This window comes from Lentzea sp. NBC_00516 (genome assembly GCF_036346835.1).
Classification (GTDB): domain Bacteria; phylum Actinomycetota; class Actinomycetes; order Mycobacteriales; family Pseudonocardiaceae; genus Lentzea; species Lentzea sokolovensis.
Genome location: NZ_CP107840.1, coordinates 7,095,044 through 7,117,945, shown reverse-complemented (window position 1 = coordinate 7,117,945; position 22,902 = coordinate 7,095,044). Strand labels below are relative to the sequence as shown.

Annotated in this window: 21 protein-coding genes; 7 read left to right on the top strand and 14 right to left on the bottom strand. The window is 68.4% G+C overall.

Annotation, left to right across the window (positions count from 1 at the left end):
* The first annotated feature begins 35 nt into the window (after nucleotides 1-35).
* Nucleotides 36-317 (top strand): hypothetical protein, encoded by a 282-nt coding sequence (locus tag OG205_RS32435; protein WP_093596166.1) that lies wholly within the window; start codon nucleotides 36-38, stop codon nucleotides 315-317.
* Between the two features lie 85 nt (nucleotides 318-402).
* Here OG205_RS32435 and OG205_RS32430 read toward each other — a convergent pair whose 3' ends face one another.
* Nucleotides 403-1,122 carry an SDR family oxidoreductase gene (locus OG205_RS32430; protein WP_330271745.1) on the bottom strand — a complete coding sequence of 240 codons (720 nt, stop codon included), beginning with the start codon at nucleotides 1,120-1,122 and terminating at the stop codon, nucleotides 403-405.
* 87 nt (nucleotides 1,123-1,209) lie between these two features.
* Here OG205_RS32430 and OG205_RS32425 point away from each other — a divergent pair, with 87 nt between their 5' ends.
* Nucleotides 1,210-2,043 (top strand): LysR family transcriptional regulator, encoded by an 834-nt coding sequence (locus OG205_RS32425; RefSeq protein ID WP_330271744.1) that lies wholly within the window; start codon nucleotides 1,210-1,212, stop codon nucleotides 2,041-2,043.
* Here OG205_RS32425 and OG205_RS32420 read toward each other — a convergent pair.
* From OG205_RS32420 to OG205_RS32405, 4 genes are all read right to left on the bottom strand, one after another.
* On the bottom strand, nucleotides 2,036-3,055 hold the full coding sequence (locus OG205_RS32420; protein ID WP_330271743.1) for a copper resistance D family protein: 1,020 nt from the start codon (nucleotides 3,053-3,055) through the stop codon (nucleotides 2,036-2,038). The two genes, OG205_RS32425 and OG205_RS32420, sit on opposite strands and share 8 nt — an antisense overlap.
* Nucleotides 3,052-3,582, bottom strand: a complete 531-nt coding sequence (locus tag OG205_RS32415; RefSeq protein ID WP_330271742.1) for a copper resistance CopC family protein — start codon at nucleotides 3,580-3,582, stop codon at nucleotides 3,052-3,054. The genes OG205_RS32420 and OG205_RS32415 overlap by 4 nt, the downstream gene beginning before the upstream one ends.
* Entirely contained in the window at nucleotides 3,579-4,289 is a 711-nt protein-coding gene (locus tag OG205_RS32410) for a YcnI family copper-binding membrane protein (protein ID WP_330271741.1), read from the bottom strand. The genes OG205_RS32415 and OG205_RS32410 overlap by 4 nt, the downstream gene beginning before the upstream one ends.
* 71 nt (nucleotides 4,290-4,360) lie before the next feature.
* On the bottom strand, nucleotides 4,361-4,876 hold the full coding sequence (locus OG205_RS32405) for a hypothetical protein (protein ID WP_330271740.1): 516 nt from the start codon (nucleotides 4,874-4,876) through the stop codon (nucleotides 4,361-4,363).
* 58 nt (nucleotides 4,877-4,934) lie between these two features.
* On the opposite strand from OG205_RS32405, the gene OG205_RS32400 reads away from it, so the two are divergent.
* On the top strand, nucleotides 4,935-6,584 hold the full coding sequence (locus OG205_RS32400) for a BCCT family transporter (RefSeq protein WP_330271739.1): 1,650 nt from the start codon (nucleotides 4,935-4,937) through the stop codon (nucleotides 6,582-6,584).
* Here the strand turns inward: OG205_RS32400 and OG205_RS32395 are convergent.
* Nucleotides 6,562-6,996: a DUF6474 family protein gene (locus tag OG205_RS32395; RefSeq protein WP_319976313.1), complete on the bottom strand. Its 435-nt coding sequence runs from the start codon at nucleotides 6,994-6,996 to the stop codon at nucleotides 6,562-6,564. The genes OG205_RS32400 and OG205_RS32395 overlap by 23 nt on opposite strands.
* Before the next feature lie 82 nt (nucleotides 6,997-7,078).
* On the opposite strand from OG205_RS32395, the gene OG205_RS32390 reads away from it, so the two are divergent.
* On the top strand, nucleotides 7,079-8,722 hold the full coding sequence (locus OG205_RS32390) for a TM0106 family RecB-like putative nuclease (protein ID WP_330271738.1): 1,644 nt from the start codon (nucleotides 7,079-7,081) through the stop codon (nucleotides 8,720-8,722).
* 6 nt (nucleotides 8,723-8,728) lie between these two features.
* On the opposite strand, the gene OG205_RS32385 is transcribed toward OG205_RS32390, so the two are convergent.
* Nucleotides 8,729-9,487 (bottom strand): SDR family NAD(P)-dependent oxidoreductase, encoded by a 759-nt coding sequence (locus OG205_RS32385; RefSeq protein WP_330271737.1) that lies wholly within the window; start codon nucleotides 9,485-9,487, stop codon nucleotides 8,729-8,731.
* Between the two features lie 336 nt (nucleotides 9,488-9,823).
* Between OG205_RS32385 and OG205_RS32380 the strand changes: the two genes are divergently transcribed.
* Nucleotides 9,824-11,605: a gamma-glutamyltransferase family protein gene (locus OG205_RS32380; RefSeq protein ID WP_330271736.1), complete on the top strand. Its 1,782-nt coding sequence runs from the start codon at nucleotides 9,824-9,826 to the stop codon at nucleotides 11,603-11,605.
* Between the two features lie 2 nt (nucleotides 11,606-11,607).
* Here the strand turns inward: OG205_RS32380 and OG205_RS32375 are convergent, their stop codons facing one another.
* The 3 genes from OG205_RS32375 to OG205_RS32365 form a co-directional block, all read right to left on the bottom strand.
* The gene (locus tag OG205_RS32375) at nucleotides 11,608-11,820 is read right to left on the bottom strand and encodes a hypothetical protein (RefSeq protein WP_330271735.1); all 213 of its coding nucleotides are present in this window, start codon (nucleotides 11,818-11,820) and stop codon (nucleotides 11,608-11,610) included.
* 89 nt (nucleotides 11,821-11,909) lie between these two features.
* Complete coding sequence (locus OG205_RS32370; RefSeq protein WP_330271734.1) at nucleotides 11,910-12,254, bottom strand: hypothetical protein; 345 nt, start codon at nucleotides 12,252-12,254, stop codon at nucleotides 11,910-11,912.
* 235 nt (nucleotides 12,255-12,489) lie between these two features.
* The gene (locus tag OG205_RS32365; protein WP_093594958.1) at nucleotides 12,490-12,864 is read right to left on the bottom strand and encodes a hypothetical protein; all 375 of its coding nucleotides are present in this window, start codon (nucleotides 12,862-12,864) and stop codon (nucleotides 12,490-12,492) included.
* A gap of 335 nt (nucleotides 12,865-13,199) precedes the next feature.
* On the opposite strand from OG205_RS32365, the gene OG205_RS32360 reads away from it, so the two are divergent.
* On the top strand, nucleotides 13,200-14,099 hold the full coding sequence (locus OG205_RS32360) for an FkbM family methyltransferase (protein ID WP_330271733.1): 900 nt from the start codon (nucleotides 13,200-13,202) through the stop codon (nucleotides 14,097-14,099).
* On the opposite strand, the gene OG205_RS32355 is transcribed toward OG205_RS32360, so the two are convergent.
* The 4 genes from OG205_RS32355 to OG205_RS32340 are packed head-to-tail and all read right to left on the bottom strand — an operon-like array spanning nucleotide 14,068 to nucleotide 20,695.
* Nucleotides 14,068-16,362 carry a glycosyltransferase gene (locus OG205_RS32355; RefSeq protein ID WP_330271732.1) on the bottom strand — a complete coding sequence of 765 codons (2,295 nt, stop codon included), beginning with the start codon at nucleotides 16,360-16,362 and terminating at the stop codon, nucleotides 14,068-14,070. The two genes, OG205_RS32360 and OG205_RS32355, sit on opposite strands and share 32 nt — an antisense overlap.
* Before the next feature lie 2 nt (nucleotides 16,363-16,364).
* Nucleotides 16,365-17,453: a hypothetical protein gene (locus tag OG205_RS32350; protein WP_330271731.1), complete on the bottom strand. Its 1,089-nt coding sequence runs from the start codon at nucleotides 17,451-17,453 to the stop codon at nucleotides 16,365-16,367.
* A 48-nt stretch (nucleotides 17,454-17,501) separates the two neighbouring features.
* Nucleotides 17,502-19,586 (bottom strand): glycosyltransferase, encoded by a 2,085-nt coding sequence (locus tag OG205_RS32345; protein ID WP_330271730.1) that lies wholly within the window; start codon nucleotides 19,584-19,586, stop codon nucleotides 17,502-17,504.
* Entirely contained in the window at nucleotides 19,583-20,695 is a 1,113-nt protein-coding gene (locus tag OG205_RS32340) for a hypothetical protein (RefSeq protein WP_330271729.1), read from the bottom strand. Before OG205_RS32340 ends, OG205_RS32345 begins: the two co-directional genes overlap by 4 nt.
* 470 nt (nucleotides 20,696-21,165) lie before the next feature.
* Between OG205_RS32340 and OG205_RS32335 the strand changes: the two genes are divergently transcribed.
* A complete protein-coding gene (locus OG205_RS32335; RefSeq protein WP_330271728.1) occupies nucleotides 21,166-22,812 on the top strand; it encodes a hypothetical protein in 1,647 nt (548 codons plus the stop codon).
* Nucleotides 22,813-22,902: the final 90 nt, after the last annotated feature.

The window sequence follows — 22,902 nt, the reverse complement described above, 5'->3', positions numbered from 1 at the left end:
TGCGGCAGGTCGGGGCGAAGGACGAGGTGCGGCGCGTGAGCCTTACTCGGAGGTGGCGTTCCAGGAGAGCGCTGCGGTCCGCGCAGTTGCTCGACGAGGTGGTGGACACCCAGCTACCGCTGCTGGCGGGCTTTGACGAGGAGCGACGGCGACGATCCGCCGACTACCTCGCCGAGCTCGTGGCGCTGGCTCAGGACTACCGCTACTACGCCAACGGCTGGATCGACAGCCGTGAGCTGGACCGCCGCGGTCAGCGGACGATGAACCGGCTGGCGCGAATGCGGGAAGAATCTTCGGCCCGACTGATCACCGACTAGTCCGTTCGCGCGCAGCTCGTCGCGCCGATCAGACCACTCGCCGAGTCCGGTCGAAATCGTGGATGTTTCACGTTGAACATTTGCCTCACCAGGGCACGGTCCCGGCGTCGTCGAAGAGACCGCCGGTCGGACCGTCGTCCGGCAGGGTGGCCAGCCTGACCGCGATCCTCGCGCCGTTCGCCGGCGTCTCGCGTCCCTGGAAACCGTTGAACTCGGTGGCGACGTAGCCGGGACAGGCACCGTTGATCTTGATGCCGGTGAGCTCCTTGGCGTACTGAACGGTGATGGCGTTCAGGAACGTCTTCGACGGCGTGTAGACCCCGTTGACGTCACCCAGTTCCACTCCCGGTGTGGTCTGCAGGCCCAGCGACGAGAGATGGCTCGACTGGTTGACGATCCGCGGCCGCGCCGACCGTCCCAGCAGCGGCAGCATCGCGTTGGTGACCCTGACGACGCCGATCACGTTCGTCTCCAGCACCTCCCTCAGGCTCTCCGCCGTCGCGGCAGAAGGCGCCATGGGCCACGGTCCCGCGATCCCCGCGTTGTTCACCAGCACGTCGAGACGGCCGAACCGCTCGTCGAGCAGTGACACGGCGGAAGCCACGCTCTCGTCGTCGGTCACGTCCAACGGCACAGCGAACGCATCGACGCCGTTCGCACGTAGTTTCGCCACCGCTTCCTCGCCGCGTTCGCGGTTCCGCGACCCGACTCCGACGCTGATCCCCAGTGCGCCGAGGCCTGCCGCGATCTCGTACCCGATGCCTTTGTTCGCGCCCGTGACCAGCGCAATCGTCTGTTCGCTCATGTATTTGATCGTGGTCTGGAACGCCGTCAGGACCAACATCACTTCGGTGCGGCAGCGATACCCGGCCGGTATGGATACCGTGGTGGGGTGGAGACCCGAGAGCTCCGATACTTCGTGGCGGTCGCCGAGGAACTGAACTTCGGCCGCGCCGCCGAACGCCTAGGCATCGCCCAGCCACCGCTCTCGCGGGCGATCGCCCAGCTCGAGCACCGGCTCGGCGTCGAACTGCTGACCCGGACCAGCCGCAGGGTCTCGCTCACCGACGCCGGTGAGGTGCTGCTGGAGGAGGGCAGGGCGATCCTCGGCGCGGTGGCGGCGGCCGAACGGCGAACCCGTGCCGCTGCGGCCGACCGGCCGTCGCTGGTGGTGGCCGCCAAGGCCGGCAGTTCCGGTGAGGTGCTGGCGAAGCTGCTCGACGCGTACGCCAACGAACCCGGAGCCGTGACCGTCGAGCTCCTGCTGTGCGAGTCGAACACCCACGTGCCGCTGCTCGACGGACGGGCCGACGTGGCGTTGCTGCACGAGCCGTACGACCCGACGACGGGCCTCGACGTGGAGGTCCTGGGCACCGAGGGCCAGGTCGCGGTCATGCAGGCAGCACACCCGCTCGCCGGCAGGTCCCCGCTGCGCATGGCCGACGTCAGCGACCTGCCGGAGCTCGCGCGCTGGCCCCGCAGCGATGGCACCTACCCGGACGGAGCCGGGGCCGCAGTGCGCAACCTGACCCAGCTGTTCCAGCTGATCGAGCTCGGCCGGGCCGTCGCCGTCCTGCCGGAGGTCGCCCGCAACGGGCTGGCCGAGGGGCTGGTCGCGGTTCCGGTCGTCGACGCACCTCAGGTGACGACGGTGATCGCGTGGCCACCGCACAGCCGGTCACGCGCACTCGCCGACCTGGTCAGGGTCGCGACGGGGTTCAGCTGACCGGAGCGCGGCTCAGGATCACGGCGAGGCCGAACGCGACGCCCATGATGGTCACCTCCAGGATCGCCCACTGCACGATCGCGGTGACCTTGTGCTGGGAGATCTTCGGCAGCAACCGCCACCGGATGTGCGCGCCGAGCACCGCGATCAGTCCCGCGCACACGGCCTTGCCCAGGAACAGCAGGCCGTAGCCGGTCGTGAACAGCGACTGCGGGAACGGCACGATCGGGTTGAGGACCAGCTCCAGCAACCCGTTGAACAGGCCCGTGACCGCGACGACGATCAGGCTGACGGTCGCGATCTTCGAGAACTTCGGCAACGCGATCGCCAGCAGGCCCTTGCGGTAGGCGACCAGTGCCATCAACGCGCCGAGCCCGCCGGTCCACGCGGCGGCGCCCAGCACGTGCAGCTCCATGGAGACCATCGAGTAGTCGTGGTACTTCCAGTTGGACGCGTGCCCGGTCACCGGGATCGGCAGCAGCCCGAACATCGAGACGAGAATCCGCAGCTCAGCGGGCACGGACTCGCCGCTGCGCACGGCCATCACGCCGATGATCAGGTAGACGAACGCGCAGGACGCGCTGAACAGCAGGCCCTTGCCGGCGCCCACGTTCCCGATGTAGTCGACGGCGTTGCCGATGCTGACGTCGCTGCCCGGCCGCAGTTCGGCGGCCTGCAGGACGATCGCCAGCAGGGCGGCGACCACCCAGACGGCGGCGGCGATCACCGCGGCCGGCCGGGCCAGCCGCATGACCGGTTCGGTGTGCGTGGGCCGGTCGAAGCCGAGCAGCTTCGGCAGGATCGACAGCCCGACGACGACCGTCGCCGAGATGTCGAGCAACACCCGTGTGACCGGCAGGCCGTACCGGACCGCCGCCCCGGCGTCGACGACCCCGGCGACCACGACGGGTGGTGCCAGCACGAGGCCGAGCGCGATGCCTCCGAGTGCGCCGAACACGAGTCCGGCGAGCACGCGGTAGTGGGTGGGGGCGGCGGTCCGGACGTCGCTCATGCCTTCGCGCCTCCGCCACCGCGCAGGGCGAAGAACACGCCACCGCCGAGCAGCACGACGGCGCCGACGATCCACACCCAGACGGGCAGGCCGTCGCTCGAACCCGAGTCGCCGGACGTGGCGTTGTTCGTCGCCGCGGCAGGCGTGCCCGTGCCGTCCTTCGTGAGCGTGAACGTCAGCTCACCGGAGACGGGGTGCCCGTCCGCGGACAGGATGCGGTAGCCGATCTTGTACTCACCGGCCTTGCCCAGGGCGTTGACCTTCGCGGAGACCGCGGTGTCCTTGATCGTCGGGTCGCCCGCGACCTCGTAGTGGCCGCCGTTCGCGTCGACGACCGAGATCGCGTTGATGCCCTGGCCGCCCTGCACGTCCTGGTCGAACGTCAGCGTGACGGTCGAGGGGCCGGCCTCCAGCGAGGTCTTGTCCTTCGGGTCACTGCTGATCAGCGCGTTGTGAGCCGCCGCGGGGGCGGTCGTGGCGAGCACGGCCGCACCAGCGAACAGGAAAGCGATCAGCGCGCGCTTCATGCCTTGCGCCTCGAACGCAGGATCGCGCCGACACCGAAGCCGAGGCCGAGCGCACCGACGGCCAGACCGGCGCCACCGAGGTAGCGGGCGGTCTTGTCGGAACCGGCAGCGGACGCCTCGTGCGTCTCGGTGCTGTTGGCGGCCGGGGTCGTTCCGTGGCCGTGGTCGTCACCGGCGGCGGCCTTCGGGGCGAGCTTCAGCGCGGGCGCCGGGTGCTCCGGCTCCTTGCCGTCCGCACCGGCGGCCTGGGCCCAGTCCACGACCTCGCCGTTCTCGTAGGTCTGCTTGGTCGGGAGTTCGAGCTTGTCCTTGCCCTCCGGCAGCGTGCCGATGGCGACGAAGAACTCCTGGTACTCGTTGACGTTGATCTTCACACCGGGCTCGGCGGTCCAGGTGATCGTCTTGAACGCCTCGGTGACCTCCTTGCCGGCGAGCGTCACGGGCTTGTCGAGCTTGCCCTTGACGACCTCGGCCTTCCAGCCGGCCAGCGGCTTGGTGCGCACCGACGTGAGCGGCGTGTCCTGCGGCAGCGTCACCTCGATCTTGGTGGTGCCTGCGTTGTCGCGCTCGTTCGGGACGCGGAACGCGAAGGTGGCGCGGCCACCCTGGGTGAACTCGGCCGGCTGGGCGCTGACGTGCGCCGATGCGATGGTCGGGGTGCCGAGCACGGCGATTCCGGCAACGGCGAGAACGGCGAGCGTGCGCACGCCAAATCGATTTGTAGACATGAAGTTGTGGCTCCTGATGCCAAAGGGGGTCTGCAGAGGGATACGGATGATCAGGAGTCACAGGGCGGGCCGCGCCGCCCATTTGCCCGCGACAACTCCAGGTGGTGCGCGTTCTGGAGGTACGGCGTGCGGGGGAACGTCCGCATCGGCGTGGAGACCGGCAGCGGCGTGAGCCTGCGGGGGATCAGGCGGGTGACGGCGGCGAACAGCCTGAACAGGGCGTTCTCGGCGTGGAACAGCAACAGCCCGGTCAGCGTCGCGGCCACGAGGTGCGCCACGAACATCTGCCAGGTCAGCGTGGTGGTGTGCTCGTGGTTGACCCAGGTCAGCAGCAGGTGCTGGGCGAGCTGGGCCGTGCCGAGCCCGGCGATGACCGAGAGCCGTCCGGTGCGCTTGTCGGCCAGCGATGCCGCCGCGAACGCGATCAGCACCACCAGTGGCAGCGCGTGGATGAACTCGGAGATCTCGCCGCCGCCCAGCCCGTGGGCGGTGATCGTGAGCGCGGCAGACGTCAGCGCGAGTGCGGCACCGCGAAGGGTGCGCAACTCACTCGTCCGTGTGCTCACGAGGTTGAGGGTAATCGGAGGAGTTTGGCCAGGTCTATGAGTGGGTATCTAGGGCCGCATGACCGTTCAATGCGACAAGCCGGGCCGTACCGACCGGGTTGTGTTCGGCGTTGCCGCAGGTCTCACGCTTGCGTTCGTGACCTGGGGAATCGTCGGTACCGAGAGTTTGGCAGCCGCTTCGAAGGCTGCGCTGGGATGGATCATCCAGCATCTGGGATGGGCCTTCGTGCTCTCCGCCACTGGCTTCGTGGTCTTCGCGCTGTGGCTCGCGTTCAGCCGTTACGGCAAGATCCCGCTCGGTCAGGACGACGAGAAACCCGAGTTCAAGACCGTGTCCTGGGTCGCGATGATGTTCAGCGCGGGCATGGGCATCGGGCTGATGTTCTACGGCGTCAACGAGCCGCTGACGCACTTCGTGAAGCCGCCGCCCGGTTCCGACGGAGATCCGTTGGAGACCGCGATGGCGACCACGCTCTTCCACTGGACGCTGCACCCGTGGGCGATCTACGCCATCGTCGGCATCGCCATCGCCTACAGCAGCTTCCGCCGGGGCAGGAACTCGCTGATCAGCTCGGCCTTCACGCCGCTGCTGGGCAAGCGCGCCGCCTCCGGCTGGGGCCGCGCGATCGACGTCATGGCGATCTTCGCGACCCTGTTCGGCTCGGCCGCCTCCCTCGGTCTCGGTGCCCTGCAGATCGGGAGCGGGCTGGAGGCGGCCGGGTGGGCCGGTGACGTCGGCAAGGGCGTTCTGGTCGCGATCATCGCGATCCTGACCGTGGCGTTCGTCGCGTCCGCCGTCTCGGGTGTCGCCAAGGGCATCCAGTGGCTGTCGAACATCAACATGGTGCTGGCCGTGGTGCTGGCGCTGTTCCTGTTCGTCGTGGGCCCGACGATCTTCATCCTGAACCTGCTGCCCACGGCCCTCGGTGACTACTTCCGCGAGCTCGCGACGATGGCCGGTCGTACCGCCGCCTCCGGTGGCGACGCGACCGAGACCTGGCTGTCCGGCTGGACGATCTTCTACTGGGCGTGGTGGATCTCGTGGACGCCGTTCGTCGGCATGTTCATCGCGCGCATCTCGCGTGGCCGCACGATCAAGCAGTTCGTGGCCGGCGTGATCCTGGTGCCGTCCGCGGTGTCGCTGGTGTGGTTCGCGATCCTGGGTGGCACGGCCATCTTCGAGCAGCGCAACGGCGTCGACCTCGCCGGTCAGTCCACTCCGGAATCGCAGTTGTTCTCGCTGCTGGACCAGTTCCCGCTGGCCGCCGTCGCCGGGGTCGTCGTGATGCTCCTGGTGGCGATCTTCTTCGTGTCCGGTGCCGACGCCGCGTCGATCGTGATGGGAACGCTCTCGCAGGAGGGCACCATCCGGCCGACGAAGCCCGTGGTGATCTTCTGGGGTGTGGTGACCGGTGCCGTCGCGGCGGTGATGCTGCTGGTCGGCGGGTCCGATGCCCTGACAGGGCTGCAGAACCTGACGATCATCGCGGCGCTGCCGTTCATGGTCGTGATGATCGGGCTCTGCGTGTCACTGGCCAAGGACCTGCGCTCCGACCCGATGATCAGGCGCGAGGAACGGGTCGCCGAGGTGATGGAGGAGGTCACCGCACATCTCGACCCCGGTCAGGTGGTCGAGGAGGCGGCGGTCAAGGCCGTCGCCGAGGTGACCGGCAGGACACCGGACGTCAGCGCACGTTCAGACGCCTGAGCAACTCCTGCTCCAGCATCTCCAGATCAGTTCCGACGGCCCGGTGCGCTGCTTTGCGCCGGGCCGTCGGCATGCGCTCGGACGCGCGCACCGCGGCGAGGAGCTGAGCGAGTCGCGCCTCGGTCTTCGAAACCCAATCGGAATCAGTTGCCCGCAATGTCTCCATCGACTCGGAGAAGCCGACAATTCGCGCGTGCAGCCGGGCGCCGTATCCGGAGTACTTACCGATGTCGGCGACGTCGATACCGAGCCGACGGGCCCGATAGCGGTCGTACTGCTCGCTCAAAACCCCAGCTCCGCGGGCGATCACGGGGGCCAGCACCGGAATGAGCGCGGGGGCCACCACCTTCGCGACACCGACCAGGCTCTTGGCCCTGCTGGGCGTGAAGCCGGCCTTCGCTTTGCGCGCCATTCGGGTACACCTCCTCCGTCACGTGAAACTTACTGCCCAGGTTGCCGACACATCTCCTCGGCGCGCGACATACCCTCATCCTGTGACTTCCCAGGTGCAGCTAGACGCCGGCGTGGTCACTCGTTGTCGGCGGCGGGTGCACCTCGAAAACGATCCGGACATGCGCGACGTTCCCAGGGCGGCGCCAGATCCGGCTTCGGAACAACGGAAAGCGGACGCGACCAACCATCGGCGTGCGGTGGCGGACGCGCTCGGCAGGATCGTCGGCTCGAACCTCTTCGAGGTGCCGAGCGGACCCGATGTGCGCAGCGCGGACCGGGAACGGGTGACGCTCGCGGCGATGGAGATGGGCGCCCAGTACATCTGGGGCGCCGCCCTGCCCCGCGATCCACGCGGTGGCCGTCGTGGCGGAATCGACCTGCTGGTCAAGGATTCCTCCGGCTACGTGCCGGTGCTCGTGGTCCGGCACAAGATCACCGATCCTGGCCAGGGCGCCCGCACGAGCCCGTTGACGATGCCGTTGCCCGACGGCAGCCGCACGGACCCGCACCGCAAGGTCCGTCCCCAGCCTCGTGATCAGCTGCGGCTGGCCCACGCGCAACGGCAGCTGCAGGCCGCCGGGTACGCGCGCAACGGCCGCGCCACGGGTGGCGTGATCGGCATGGACGCCGACGTGGTGCTGTGGCACGACCTGGAGGCGCCGACGTGGCCGGGCGGCCGCAACGCGCTGGCCGAGTACGACGCCCGGTTCAGCGACCGGCTGGCCGTGGCACTGGCGGCGGCGAACGAGCGGGAACCACTCGCCCGGCCGTCGCGGATCGTCGACTGCAAGACGTGCCCGTGGTGGCCCACCTGCGACAACGATCTCAAGCAGGGCCGCGACGTCAGCCTCGTCGTGCGCGGCGAGGACGCGGTGGCGTTGCGGAAGATCGGCCTGTCCACTGTGGACGACCTGGCCGAGCTCGATCCCGCCGCGACCGGTCCGATCCAGCTCGTCGGCATGCCGTTCGGCGACGCCGTGGTGCTGGCGCGGGCGTGGCTGCGCGACCTGACGCTGGTGCGCAGGGTGCCCGAGATGAACGTGCCGCGCGCGGACGTCGAGGTCGACGTCGACATGGAGAGCTTCGGCGATCTCGGCGCGTACATGTGGGGCTGCCTGCTGTCCGGAAAGGACATCGACGAGGAGCACGGCTACCGCGCCTTCGTCACGTGGGACCCGCTGCCGTGCGACGACGAGGCGCGGTCGTTCGCCGAGTTCTGGACCTGGCTGACCGGGATCCGGTTGCGGGCCAAGGCGCGCGGGCTGTCGTTCCGCGCCTACTGCTACAACGAGCTGGCGGAGAACCGCTGGCTGCTGGCGTCGGCGGAACGGTTCGCCGGCAAGCCCGGCATTCCGACCGTGGCGCAGATCAAGGAGTTCATCAACTCGGACTCGTGGGTCGACCTGTTCGGCATCGTCCGCGAGCAGTTCCTGTGCGCGCACGGCAAGGGCCTGAAGGTGATCGCGCCGGTGGCAGGGTTCTCGTGGCGCGATCCCGAGGCCGGCGGCGAGAACTCCATGCGCTGGTACCGGTCCGCGGTCGGTATGAACGGCGACGCGCTCGACACCGATCAGCGGCAGCGGTTGCTGGAGTACAACGAGGACGACGTCCGGGCCACCCATCGCCTGCGCGAGTGGATGACCTCGGACGCCATGTCCAGACTGCCTTTTGCCGGAGAGCTTTAGCGAGCTTTAGCGGGGTGCCATGCGGAGAGCGCCGTCCATCCGGATGACCTCTCCGTTCAGGTAGTCGTGCTCGATGATCGAGAGCGCGAGCTGCGCGTACTCGGACGGCTGGGCCAGGCGCTTCGGGAACGGCACGCCGGCGGCGAGGCCCGCGCGGAACTCGTCGGAGACCGTGGCGAGCATCGGGGTGTCGACGATGCCGGGCGCGATGGTGAGCACGCGGATGCCGACGTTGCTCAGGTCGCGGGCGGCCGGGAGGGTCATGCCGACGACGCCGCCCTTGGACGAGGCGTAGGCGACCTGGCCGATCTGGCCGTCGAACGCGGCGATCGACGCGGTGTTGATGATGACGCCGCGGGCGCCGTGCTCCAGCTCCTCGGTCTTGCCCATGGCCGCGGCGGCCAGGCGCAGGACGTTGAACGAGCCGATCAGGTTGACCTCGATGATCTTGCGGTAGAGGTCGAGGTCGTGCGGGCCGCTCTTGCCGACGGTGCGGGACGACGGGCCGATGCCCGCGCAGTTCACCGTGATGCGCAGCGGGGCGCCGGAACCGGCCGCGGTGTCGACGGCGGCCTGGACCTCTTCGCCCGAGGTCACGTCGGCGGCCAGGTAGGTGACGTTCTCGATCGCGTCGGCGTTCGCGATGGCGCTCGGCAGGTCGAGAGCGAAAACCTGCGCTCCACGCGCCGCCAGCGCACGTGCGGTCGCGCCGCCGAGACCGGACGCGCCACCGGTGACGATGGCCGCGGTACCCGAGATCTCCATGCCTTCATCCTCCTCGAAGCGAACTGCTCGCGAGGAGGTTAACGCTCGTTACCTCGAACTCAACGGTCGGTCCAGTGGAGCAGGGCCACCAACGGCACCGCTGCCACGAGCGCGAGGCCGATGAAGATCGTCGCGACACCCAGAATTCCCATGGCTAGAACTGTGCCGTTCGACGGTGTTCGAAACATCGGCCGCGCCGGTAGACCTCTGGTAGGAGATCTGTCACCGTCCGCTACGACCAAAGTCGTACGACGATCTGCCACTGCTCTGTTCGGGCCTAGGGCATACGTCACTTGGAGTCACGCAATATAGTTAGCCTCGCGTACCTTTATGGATGTGTTCACCACGCGCCCCGAACTCGTCGGCACCTTCGGCATGGTCGCTTCGACCCACTGGCTGGCCTCCGCGTCGGCCATGGCGGTGCTGGAGGACGGCGGCAACGCCTTTGACGCCGCCGTGACCGCCGGTTTCGTGTTGCAGGTGGTGGAACCGCACCTCAACGGCCCCGGCGGCGAGGTGCCGATCATCTTCTCGGCCGCAGGAGCGGCCCCTCGGGTGCTCTGCGGGCAGGGCGTGGCGCCCGCCGGAGCGTCGATCGAGCACTACACGGATCTGGGTCTTTCGCTGGTGCCCGGCAGCGGGCTGCTGGCCGCGACGGTGCCCGGAGCGTGGGACGGCTGGCTCACTCTGCTGCGCGACCACGGCACCAAGTCGTTGCGCGACGTGCTCGACCGGGCGATCGGGTACGCCCGCGACGGCTTTCCGCTGGTCGAACGCGCCGCGCACACCATCGGACTCGTCTCGGAACTCTTCCGCGACCACTGGCCGACGTCCGCTGCGCAGTGGATGCCCGACGGCGTCCTGCCGGCCCCCGGCGGCCGGTTCCGCAACCCGAAGCTCGCCGACACCTGGGAGTGGCTGCTGGCCGCCGCCGAGGCCGCCGGCTCTGACCGTGAGGCGCAGATCGAGGCCGCCCGCCGGGCCTGGTCGCAGGGGTTCGTCGCGGCGCAGATCGACGAGTTCTGCCGTTCGGAGTTCCGTGACGACTCCGGTCGTGATCACGCGGGTGTGCTGACCGGTGCCGACATGGCGTCGTGGGAGGCGTCGTACGAGGACGCGGTCGTCGCCGACTTCGGTGAGTGGTCGCTCGTCAAGGCCGGCGCGTGGACGCAGGGACCCGTTCTGGCGCAGCAGCTGCGGTTGCTGGAGGGCTACGACCTGTCCTATGTGGATGGCAAGCCCACTGCCGAGACGGTGCACCTCGCCGTCGAGGCCGCGAAGCTGGCGTTCGCCGACCGCGAGGCCTGGTACGGCGACGTTCCGGACGTGCCGCTGGAGACCCTGCTGTCGCGCGCCTACGCCTCCGAGCGCCGTGCGCTGATCTCCGACTCGGCGTCCTTCGAACTTCGGCCGGGCTCACCCGACGGCCGGGAACCGTTGCTCCCCAAGCACATCATCAGCGGGCCGTCGGCGTCGATCTCCGACCCGACCGGTGCGATCGGCGAACCGACCGTGGAACGCTCCGGCGTGACGCGCGGCGACACCGTGCACGTGGACGTCGTGGACCGCTGGGGCAACATGGTCTCCGCGACCCCGTCCGGCGGCTGGCTGCAGTCCTCGCCGACGATCCCGTCGCTCGGCTTCTGCCTGGGCAGCCGCGCCCAGATGTTCTGGCTGGACAAGGATCTGCCGAACTCACTGGCCCCCGGCAAGCGCCCGCGGACCACGCTGTCGCCCTCGATGGCATTGCGCGACGGCCGTCCCGCGCTGGCGTTCGGCACCCCTGGCGGCGATCAGCAGGACCAGTGGCAGCTCGGCTTCTGGCTGGCGCACCGCGCGGGCCTGAACCTGCAGGAGGCGATCGACTCGCCGATGTGGCACTCGAACGCGTTCCCGAGCTCGTTCTACCCGCGTGCCTGGACGCCGGGCGAACTCGTCATCGAGTCCCGCGCCGGCGCGGACGTCCTGGATGCGTTGCGATCGCGTGGCCACCAGGTCGTGGACGCCGGCGAGTGGACTCTCGGCCGGATGTCCGCCGTGGCAAGGGATGCCTTCGACGGACTGCTGCGCGCCGGCGCGAACGCACGCGGCGCGCAGGGCTACGCGGCAGGCAGGTAGTTCTAGCCGCCGATGATCCTGGTGCCGTCGTGGATCATCTCCACGTTGCCACCGAAGTTGTGCAGCGTGCTGACCCCGGCGCTGTCGCCGAGCTCGCTGACCTTGCCGATCGGGTCGACGTCGGGAAGCTGCGGCGCGGCACTCGCGGTGCCCGCCATCGCGGCGATCGCACCCGCGGCGATGCCGGCGGAAGCGACGATCTTCTTGATGCTCAAGACGTTCCGCTCCTAGAAAAAGTGGAACGGCGCCCGATTCGAGGGGGAGGGAATCGGGCGCCGCCCCGGCCAGGAAGGTTCTGGTCAGATCAGATGTCGACGGACGCGGCACCGGTCGGCACGCCGGTCGGCTCGTTCAGGCCGAGCAGCGTGGAGGCCGGAAGACCGGTCGCACCAGCGTCGACGTTCTCGACGAGCGCGTTGACGTCGAGGTCCTGCGCGTTGATCGCCTGGATCTTGCCGGCGGTGTCAGCGGTGTTCACGGACGCGAGGTCGCCGGCGGTGGCGATGTCGCCCAGCTGGCCACCCAGGTCGGGCGCGGTGTGAGCGGCGGCGGACCCGGTGTCCGCGTGTGCGATACCACCCAGGCCGAGCATGACGGTAGCGCTGCCGAGGGCAACAGCGGCCCCCGCGACGGTCTTCCTGAGGTTCATAGGCGCGAACGTGTCGTGTTCGGACCCTCTACATCAAGCTGCGTAACTCAGGCGAGGGAAGTTCTTCATCCTTTAGGAGTGCAACAGGGGCTTGTCACCGAACGTCATGATTCTGGTCGTATTGGACACACGAGGTCCGCTGACGAACAGGACGAGCGCGGTTGCCGGGGCACCTGATCCCGGGCAGCGTTCAAAGTCGCCGCAATCCGCGGCGACTTCGAAAACGACTGACGGCCTAGGCGATGGCCCCTGGCGGCAGCTTCAGCTTGAACGGCAGCGTCGTCACGACAGCCAGATCGGACGCGGTCGCCTTCATCAACGAGGGTGCGTTGCGAGCGCCGGGCTCAGGCAGGTCCAGCAGCCTGTCCACGGCCTCGACCAACGGGCCTTCGTAGATCCACACGGCCTGGGCCGGCCTGGCCGAGTCGCGAACCGCCGGCAGACGTCCTGCGCGCGCTTCCGTCTCCGACCAGAACAGGATCGAGTCGATGAAGCCTCTGCGCTGCTTGAACGCCATGATCCGGTCGAGCTGCCCGGCGTCGTCCCTCAGGTGGAGGAACTGAAAGCCACTCTCGCGCAGCTCGATGACCTTGTTCAGTGCGTGGTCCATGGCGCACCTACCCCTGTGAGGTCCCCTTCGGGTGACTGATCAGTCATACGACCCGAAAGGATCGTACGGTAAATCAACGTTCCGCCGTAAGACGTACTCCGAACGAGTATCTCAATTGGCGGACGTTTGTGGCGCAGGGTAATCGTTGGCCTTCTTGGTTGAGGAAACGGCCAGGAGGACCGCTACGGTTCGCACCAAGAAGACCAAACCTGCTGATGTGACTAATATCACCAGCGCTGTCATCGGGTCCTCCTGGGTCTCTCTTCCGTTGATGGTAAAGACGCGGCGGCTCGATCCAGGGTTGCCGCACCGGGCGGCCCGATATTCTCACCACTGTGATCTCGTACGCGCAGAACGCGGAAGACGTCCTCCTGGCCAGGCTCTTCGACGGCAGGGCCAGCGGCCGGTACGTGGACGTCGGCGCGTCGGATCCCGTTGAGGACTCGGTCACCAAGCACTTCTACGACCTCGGCTGGCGCGGCATCAACGTCGAGCCGATCCCGTCCCAGGCGGAGGCGCTGCGCAAGGCTCGGCCTGGGGATGTGACGCTGGCTGTCGCGCTCGGTCCCAAGAGCGGATCTGCCGTGCTGCACCACGTGGTGAACCGGTCCGGGTGGTCGACGCTTGACGGCGCCCTGGCGAGCACCTACCGCGCCGAGTCGACACTGGAGGTCATCGAGGTCGAGGTCGAGATCCGCACGCTCGCGGAGGTGCTCGACGAGCACTCCGGCCACGTCGACTTCCTCAAGATCGATGTGGAGGGCGAGGAGCGCGGCGTGATCGAGGGCGCAGACTGGGAGCGGCATCGCCCGCGTGTGGTCGTCGTCGAGGCGACGGAGCCCGGCTCGACCAAGGCCGCCCACCACGACTGGGACCCGCTGATGGTCGAGGCCGGGTACCGGTGCGCGTTGTTCGATGGCCTCAACCGCTTCTACGCCCAGGCGGACGACACCGAAGCACTCGAACTGCTCGCCGTGCCCGCGAACGTGTTCGACGACTACACCCGAGCCGAGGTCGCCGAGCAGCGGGAGGCGCGCATGGCCGAGATCGCGTACATCCGCAGGCTCGAGGAAGCCCTTCGGGAGGCGGAGCAGACGAAGCAGCACGAGTTGATCGAGTTCGACGCGCTGCGCGTGGCCGCACAGCACGCCGAACAGGAGACCACCAGGGCGCGGCAGCGGATCGCCGCGCTCGAGGCACGTCTCATCGAGCTGGAGAACGCTCCTCGTAGATAGCCTCGACGCGATCGCGGATGATCTTGCCGACCGCTTCGTAGCTGCACCGCTCCCAGATCGCCTGGCGGGCCGCCGCGCCCATGCGGGCCCGCAGCGTCGGGCTGTCCGCCAGGCGGCGCAGCCACGCGGCCGCCTGCGGGACGTTCGGTTCCGCCCACAGCAGGCCGGGGCGGTACCAGTCGGCGAAGCGCTCGTCGTAGCGGTGGTCGGCCATGGTGATCGGGCGGATGTCGTAGCCGACCACCCCGGCCGATCCTGGCGGCATGAAGTCGGTGTTGCCGCTGTAGCCCGTGGCCACGACCGGTTTGCCGATCGACATCGCCTCCGCCATGCCCATGCCGAACCCCTCCGAACGGTGCAGTGAGGCGTACACGTCGCAGCTCGCGAGAAGTGAGTCCATCTCGGTACGGGTCAGGTCACCCGTGATCAGCAGCCCGTTGACGTCGGCGACCGCTGTTTGCAGCGCGGCCGCCATCAGCGGGAAGATGTCGAGATCGACCACCTTGATCACGAGTTGCGCCGCGGTGCCGCGTTCGTGCGGTGCGAAGGCCCGCCGGAACGCCTCGATCACACCCCAAGGGTTCTTCCGCGCGTCGCTCGACGAGGCGCTGAAGGTGAACAGCACCACGAACGCGTCCTCGTTCAGGCCGAAGCGCGCACGGTCCGGCGACGGCGAGATCTCGGTGACCACGTTCGGCACGACCGTGATCGGCACGTCGGTCGCGGTCCGGAACGTCTCGGCCACGTAGGACGACACGACCCACAGCTCGTTCACGCGCGGCAGTTGCTGGAGCGTGTAGTCCAGGATTTCCGGCATCTCCCACGCCCACAGCGCGATCGTGTACCGGTCGAGTGCCGTGTCCGGGATGAGCTGGAACTCGTTGAGGTTCACCATCCACAGGTCGATCGGGTGATCCTTGCCGCCGCGCAGCTCCAGCATTTTGTGCGGCACCGGCACCGTGCGGACTGGTGCGCGTGAGTTGAACTCGGTGTACGTCATCGGCAGGCCGGCCCGCCGCATCGCCGAGCTGGCACGCCGGAACGACTCCGACAGACCGGTTGTCGCACGCAGGTCGGCGAAGAGGTTCACACCGGCCGGAACGACGTCGTCGGGCTTCTCACACACGGCGACGCCGTTCAGCGCACGTCGGTAACCGTCGGCCGCAACCGGCCACGAGGCGTGTTCGGCGACCCAGTCGCGCGCCAGCTTGCCCGCAGCACGGGCATTGGCCGGGTTCTCAACCACGTTCTCCAGCAGTGCCACCAGCTTCTCCGCCTCCCGAGCCGGCTCGGTCGGGACGCGCGGGCAGAACGCGCTGTCGAGGTGGCGGTGCTGGGGCAGGTCGCTCGTGATCACCATCCGGCCGGCGCCGAACGCTCGCATCATCACACCGCTGGTCTCGCCCATCGTCGGCCAACGCAGGTTGATCACGACGTCGGCCGCCGTGATCAGGTCCTCGAACGCGTCCTTCGCCGGGCTGAGCTCAAGGTGGACCGAATCCTCGAGGCCGAACTGCTCGATCGCGCTGACGACGTCAGCGTGCACGTCCGGGTAGTCGACGTGCCCCGCGATCAGCATCCGGGCGTTCGGCCAACGCCTGCGCACCTCGGCGAACGCCAGCACCGTCACGAGGATGCGCTTGATCCGGTTGAAGCCGCCGAAGACTCCGAACACCACGTGCTCGTCGGTCCACCCGAACCGCGAACGGATGGCCTCGCGGTCGGTGTCGTCGCGCAGCGGTGCGCCGTGCGGTACCACGAAGACCGGCTTGCCGGGGAAGCGTTCACGCAGCAACGCCGCCGAGTGCGGGTCGTGGACGATCACACCGCGGCTCGCCGTCACGACGCGGCTCTCCAACGTCATGGTGCGACTGTCGAGCATCTGCACACCGTCGACCTCGACCGCGGGCAGCCCGTGCAGCAGGGCCGGATCTTGCGGATCTCCCCAGATGGGGCCATGCGCGTCCTTCAGCTCCTTGTAGAACTCAGGGGTGAGCCCCTGGCAGTAGCCCAGGTTGAAGTCCAGCAAAGACATCTCGTGCAGGACGACCACGCCCGGTGCCGTGAGCGCCTGGTCGTAGATCCACGAGTGCACGCCTGCGTGGTTGCCCATCTGGTAGCACGCCACGCCCGTGGACCGTGCCCGTGGACTGGCACGGTCCACGGGTTCGACGTCGTCGCCCAGGTGGGAGAGGAGCTCGTGGGTGTAGTCGGCGATACCGCTGCGTTCGGGCGGCAGCGGGCTCCACATGCTGTTGGACACGGTCACATCCGTGCGGTCAGCGTGAAGCGCGCGCCGAGCGGGTGTTCGCGGCGATCGGTCGTCACCTCGGCGAAGCCCGCCGTCTCGGCCAGGAAACGCAGATAGGTGGGGTGCACCGGCCGCAGCGCGAACGGGTCGACGTGGAACTCGGGGCCGGCGGCCAGACTCTCCACCAGCAGCACGCCTCCCGGCCGCAACGACTCCGCGGCCAGCGACACGAACTGCCCCAATGTCTCCGGCGACAGCCGTTCGACGAAGCGGAAAGCGGTGACGGCACCGAGCGAACGCTTGTCGACCGCGGCGAGCGCGTCCAGCGGGTCCGCCTCGTCGAGGTGGAAGCCGAGTTCCGCGTTGTGCTTGACGACCGACGGGTTCGCTGACGCGCCTTGGGCGGAGATGCCCGCCTCCCGCAACACCTCGAACCACTCGCCTCGCCACGGCGCGGCGTCGAACACGGTGCCCCTGCCGTCGACTGCGGGCAGGTGCGCCGCCCTCGCCGCGCGCACGTGTTCGACCGGCCCGTCCAGCAGTTCGGCGATCGCCAGCTCCACGCCGTTCGCCCTGGCCGGGATCGCGACGGTGGACGCGTCGAACCCGGCGTCGGCGCTGCGGCGGAACCGGTCGAGCACGAGGTCGACCTGGGCGTTGCGCAGGCGGGCGTCCCGGGAAGCCGCGACGAGCTCGGCGAGCTGCGCCTCGATCGCGTCGAGGCGCTGGTCCACCTTCTCCTCGTGCAGGCCGGTGTCCACGAGCTGCAGGCGCAGGTCGCTGAGCTCCGTGCGAACGCTCCCGATCGCCGCGTAGAGGCGCTGGTTCAGCCCGGCCATGATGTTCTGGTCGGCGCGCTGCAGCTGTTGCACCTCGTGGGCGAGCTCGCCCCGCGGCACCTGCTGCTGGTCGTGCAGCATCTTGCTCAGCGCGTCGACGGCGTCGCGGGTGGCGATGTTGTTCTCGATCTGCCACTTCACCTGGCGGCGCCAGAGCAGTCGCATCACGAACCTGCCGAGCAGGTCGCGGGACCGCAGCGGAAGCCGCAGCTCCTTGTTCTGATCAAGGCGTACGAGAGCGTCCGCCAGGCGTGCTTCCGACATCAGCCGTCCAGGGAGTGCAGAGAAGGGGTCCGGGAATTCTAGTGCAGGTCAAGCAGGTGAATCAGGTGATCGGACGGTTCCGATGATCCGTCTGGCGACCCTTCTCGCGAGTGACGGGGGAACCGGCGCCGGTACCGTGACCGGCTCGCGGCGGGCCCGCCACTCCTCGTGGGCCGCTGTCAGACGTTCGGCCATCCAGCTCGCCGCGGCGTCGACCTGACGGGTGCGGAGGAGATGGGCGCGTGCGGCGACACCACGCCGCCGTGCCTCCTCCGGGTCGTCGGCCACCTCTCGCATCGCACGTGCGGCGGCGTCCAGGTTGGGATCGGCCCAGTGAGCGCCGGCCGGATACGGGGCCCAGCCCGGACCGACCTCCACCGTGGTGTGCGGGATCGGCCAGCCGGTCTCCGGCGTGACGAACTCCGCCGTTCCCGAGTAGTCGGTCGAGATCACGGGGATCGCGCGGATCATCGCCTCGGCGACAGTGAGCCCGAAGCCTTCGCCGCGGTGCAGTGAGACGTAGGCGTGGCTGGTGGCGTACAGGTCGGTGAGCTCGCCGACGGTGAGGTAGCGCTCGATCAAGGTGATCCGCTCGTCGCCGGCGACCTGGAGGCGGAGCCGTTCCGCGGACGCGACGTTCGAGTGCGAGTTCGTCGACTTGATCACCAGCTCGACGTCGTCACGGTCCTCGAAAGCAGTTCGGAACGCGGTGACCAGACCGTAGGGGTTCTTCCGTCCGGCCGTGCTGTTGTAGTCGAACGCGAAGAGGAAGCGCGTGCGGCCGCCCGGCTCGTGGCGCGGCTCACCGGGGTCGGGCACCGGCACCGGAATCGTGTGCACGGGTACCGGTGAATGCGCGGAGATGGCACGGCGGGAGAACTCGCTCACCGTCCAGATCTCGTCGACGTGGGCGAAGCCGTGGTGCATCGACGCGGGGAAGTCCTCGAGCTCCCAAGCCCACAGTCCGATGCGGTAGCGGTCGTGGCCCACCTCGGGGTTCGCTTCCAGCAACGGCGCGGTGAAGTCACCGTTGACGGTGATCACGCTGATCGGAAACCTCGGCGCGCCAACGGATGCTGGTGCTTCAAGTCCTGTTCGGACGGTCGTGGTGATCGAGTGCTCCTCGACCACGGACACGTGCGGGACCTTCGCGGCCTCCAGCACCCGCAGCACGACGCGGCCCATCTCGCCGATGCCCAGCTCGGCCGTGTGGTAGCCGGCGACGTTGACGCCGAACTGGTCGACGGGCGCGGCGGGTTCGAGCGGCTCACCGGGAAGCGCCCACTCGGGAAGGCCTTCGTGCGTGCCGTGCAACCGGCACCATTGCCGGAAACCCGGACCGAACGGGTGCGGGAAAGCCACCTGCAAATCGACGCGTGACCGCCAGACGGCCAGCGCGAGCCGGTTGAAGCCGTTGACGCGTTCGACCGGTGTCGCGGGGAGCCGGAGCCACTCCCGGAAGTGGTCGCCGTCAAAGGCGTGCGAGGGCTTCTCGCCGGTCGGGTTGAGCGGGTTCGCGCGCGTGCGCGTCTCGTGGAAGAGCATGCGCATCGGAGCGGTGATCGGCGTTCCGTCCGCGAGGAAGCCGAAGCGGTACGGCGCGTCGTGCGGCTCGACGAGACTCGCGTACTCGTCGTAGATCCGCTTCAGCTCGGGTCGTTCGGAGAACAGCACCTGCGGGCTGTCCGGCGCGATCACCCACGGCGTGCTCGGGTCGTAGTCGTCGAACCTGATCAGGTTCGCGCCCTCGAGCGGCCGCTCGTGCAGGTTCCAGTGCGCGAGCGCCGAGTCCGACAGATCGACGAATCCGGGGGAGCCGAAGGAAGCGAGAGGTGCCAGCACGAGGGCGCGCGGCGGGAGCTTGACGACGACGTCGTACTTCTCGAGGAGCCCTCGCACCACCTGTGGCGTTATGACTTCGGTCAGTTCACCGACGTCGTGGGCGGTCGCGAGCTCGAGGTACTCGTCCTCGGAGATCCCCAGCCAGTCCGGTGGGTCTTCCAGGTCGACGGCGACGAAGTCGTGTTCGGGGTGGTGTTCCAGGTAGGACGTGCCCAGCGCCCGTGTGGCGGGGAGCTGGGCACGTGTTGCCACCGTGCAGGCGACCACCCGATGGTCGCCCGTCGAGGTCACGAGCCGGACGGCAGGAACTCGAGCTGCGCCGCGAGGACGGAGTCGAAGTCCTTGCTGATCGCGGCCTGGTCCTTGCCCGCGACCTGGAGGCGCACGAGGGTGCTCTTGTGCACGTAGTGCGCGCGAGCCGAGCCCTTCTTGTCGCCCTCGACGTCGATCTGGTGGGCCGACACGTCCTCGGGGACGCTGCCGCCCGTGTAGTTCTTCATGTTGTACTTCGTCTGCAACGTGGCCAAGGCTTCGCGGGCGGTGGTCGCCGCGGCCGCGTCGCTCAGCTGCACGGTGATGACCTGAATCACGTCACCGTTCGGCAGCTTCGACACCGCGACACGTGCATTGGTCGCGCCGCCCGTGGTGTACACGGTGTTCTCCTCCTCGGTGAGGAGCTTCTGCGCCACGATGTCCTCGAACGTCTTGATCCCGCTCTGGTCTTCCTTGTTGCCGGGAAGGGCGACGATGTCCAGGTCGTCCTTCGGCTTCGGCTTGGTCGACGTCGTCTGCGTGGTGGTCTGCGCCGTGGTCTCGCCTCCGGTGCCGCCACCACCGGACTTGGTCGTGAACCACCAGATGCCGCCACCGATCAGCGCCAGCACCAGCACCACGCCGACGATCGCGAAGATGCGGCCCTTGCCGCTGCTCTTGCCCGCGTCGTCGAACGCCTCGGGCCCCTGGGCGATCCAGCCGGGGGTGGAGCTCCCCATCGGTCCGAACCCGCCGTCGCCGCTCACCCAGGGCGGCGGTGCCGGGGGACCGGACTGCCAGCCGCCCTGCTGCGGGTCGGGCGCGCCGACCGGCCGGACGTACTGGGTGCGCTCGGAGTCGCCTCCCTGTTGCGTGTTGACCACCTGGGTCGCGTCGGGGTTGGGCGCTGCCTGCTGCCCCGTGCTCACGACCTGGGTCGCGTCGGGATTGGGCGCCTGTTGCTGAGGAGGCATCGCCTGCCAGCGGTACGGCGCGGCGAAGGGAGCCTGCTGCTGGGGCTGGGGCTGGGGCGGAGCTGACTCTGAACCAGCCAGCACCTCGTCCCTGCGCCGGCGGTAGTCGTCCGCAGAGATTCGACCTGAGGCCAGCTCCAGGTCGAGCTTCTGCAGCTCTTCTTGCCAGGTCACGCCTGGCACCCCCTTCCAGATAACCGTCAGACCGCAACATTGTGCCGAAGACGACAGATCGGTATCGCGCCGACCTGGCAAGTCGTGACTTCCTTGTGTCACACGCCACCGTGGCTCGAAGCAATGGCGGTGTTTCGGTCGCGGAAAGACGAAAGGTGATTGCTCCGCACGGCGCGTAGCCTGGGCGTTCGACGTGACAGACGGTACCGCCGTTCCACATCGTGTTCGCGTACCGCCCCATCAGTGCGTCTCGGATGTGATGAACCTCTGCGGTCCACCGCGGTTGCTGCGAAGCATGCCGACCCTTCACCCGTACGCAGTACAGTCACCACGAAGTGCCCAGTTGGGCGTTCGGGGATGCCCGGCTGGGCTGCGCGGGAGGTCGGTTAGTGGGGGCGATTTCGGAATCGGGCACCGTTTCCGAACAGGGGGAGCAGCGACGTCGGCGGGTCCTGCGCGGGGCAGGGCGGTTGCTGAGGTCCGAGGCCGCGGTGGCCTTCTACTTCGGTCTGCTGATCTCGATGGTCTTCAACTTCCGGATCGTGCTGAACCCGCGGTCGTTGATCACCGGTGGTCTGGGCGACCCGCTGCTGCAGACGTGGGAACTGGCCTGGCTGCACCGCTTCCTGACCGAGGGCGGCGACCTGTGGACCGCGAACCAGTTCTACCCGGCGGAGGACAACTTCGCGTTCACCGACACCTTGCTCGGCTACCTCCCGCTGAGCCTGTTCGGTGATGGTCAGTATGCGGCCGTCTTCCGCTACAACGTCGCGTTCGTGCTGGCCTTCGCGCTGGCGTTCGCCGGCTGCTACCTGCTGGCCAAGCAACTCGGCAGCAGCTGGCAAGCAGCCGCGCTGGCCGGTGTGGTGTTCGCCTGGGCGCCGTGGCGGCTCTCCCACCTGCACCACCTCAACGTCGTGTCGACCGGTGGCATCGCCCTTGCGCTGTGGGCGCTGGCCCGCGGTCACGGGTACTCGTTCCAGGAGCGGACCGAGCCCCGACCCTGGTGGATCTTCGCCGGGTGGCTGATCGCCGCCTGGCAGGTGTCGATCGGGTTCGCCATCGGCCTCCCGTTCGTCTATCTCATGGGACTGGTCGGGCTGGTGGTCGCGGTCTCCGCCTGGCGCAGGCGGTCCCGGCCGGTTGTGATCGCGAACGCCTACGGCGCCGCAGTGTTCCTTGTGGTCACCTGGTTCTTGGTGACGCCTTACATGCGGGTGCTGGAGACCTACGGCTTCGCGCGGACCTGGCGTGAGATCGAGGTGTTCTCACCGCCGGTGAACGGGTTGTGGACGGCTCCGTACGAGACCTGGTTGTGGGTCGAGACGATCTTCAACGACCACAGCACGATCCCGGAGCCGGGCATCGGCGAGAAGCTGCTGTTCCCCGGACTCGTCGTTGTGCTGCTGGCCGTGATCGGCCTCTTCGTCAGCGCGTGGCGGGTCCGTGTGCGCGTGCTGCTCGGATCCGCCGTCGTGCTCTCCGTCGTCCTGTCGCTCGGGGTGAACTTCCTCGACGGAGCCCTGTACCGCTTCCTGTGGGACTTCGTTCCTGGCTGGGACGCCATGCGCACACCAGGACGGCTGGTGCTCTGGGCGATCCTTCCGCTGGCGCTGCTCGCGGCGGGAGCGGTGACGGAGTTCGGCAGACTGCTGGTCGACCGCACGCAGGTGGCCCTGAAACTCATCGCGATCTACCTGCTCGTCCCGGCGCTCGCGGCGTTGCTGGAAGGCATTCCGCGCTGGCCGCACGTGCAAGCTCCCGGCATCCCGCCGGATGTGGCGCGCGTGTTCGAGCAGACCCAGGAGCCGATCCTGATGCTGCCGATCGACGACACGAGCGACTTCACCTACCTGCTCTGGTCGACCGAGGGCTTCCCGAAGCTCGCGAACGGCAACTCCGGCAACTTCCCCCCGCAGTACCAGGAGATCTCCGAGGCGACCAGGACGTTCCCGGACCAGCGCAGCATCGACGTCCTCAAGCACCACGGCATCCGAAAGATCGTCGTCGTCAAGTCGCGTCCATACGGTGTCGACTTCGCGGCACGGCCGGTCGCCGGGCTGCCGGTCGAGCGCGTCGAAGAAGGCGACATCGTGAAGTTCACGATCACGGGCTGACCACGTACGTGGCTATGAGCTGAAAGTGACGTGCGCCGGTGGGGCGGACAGTGGGGACGTGACGTGTGCCCATGCCCCACGTTCGAACAT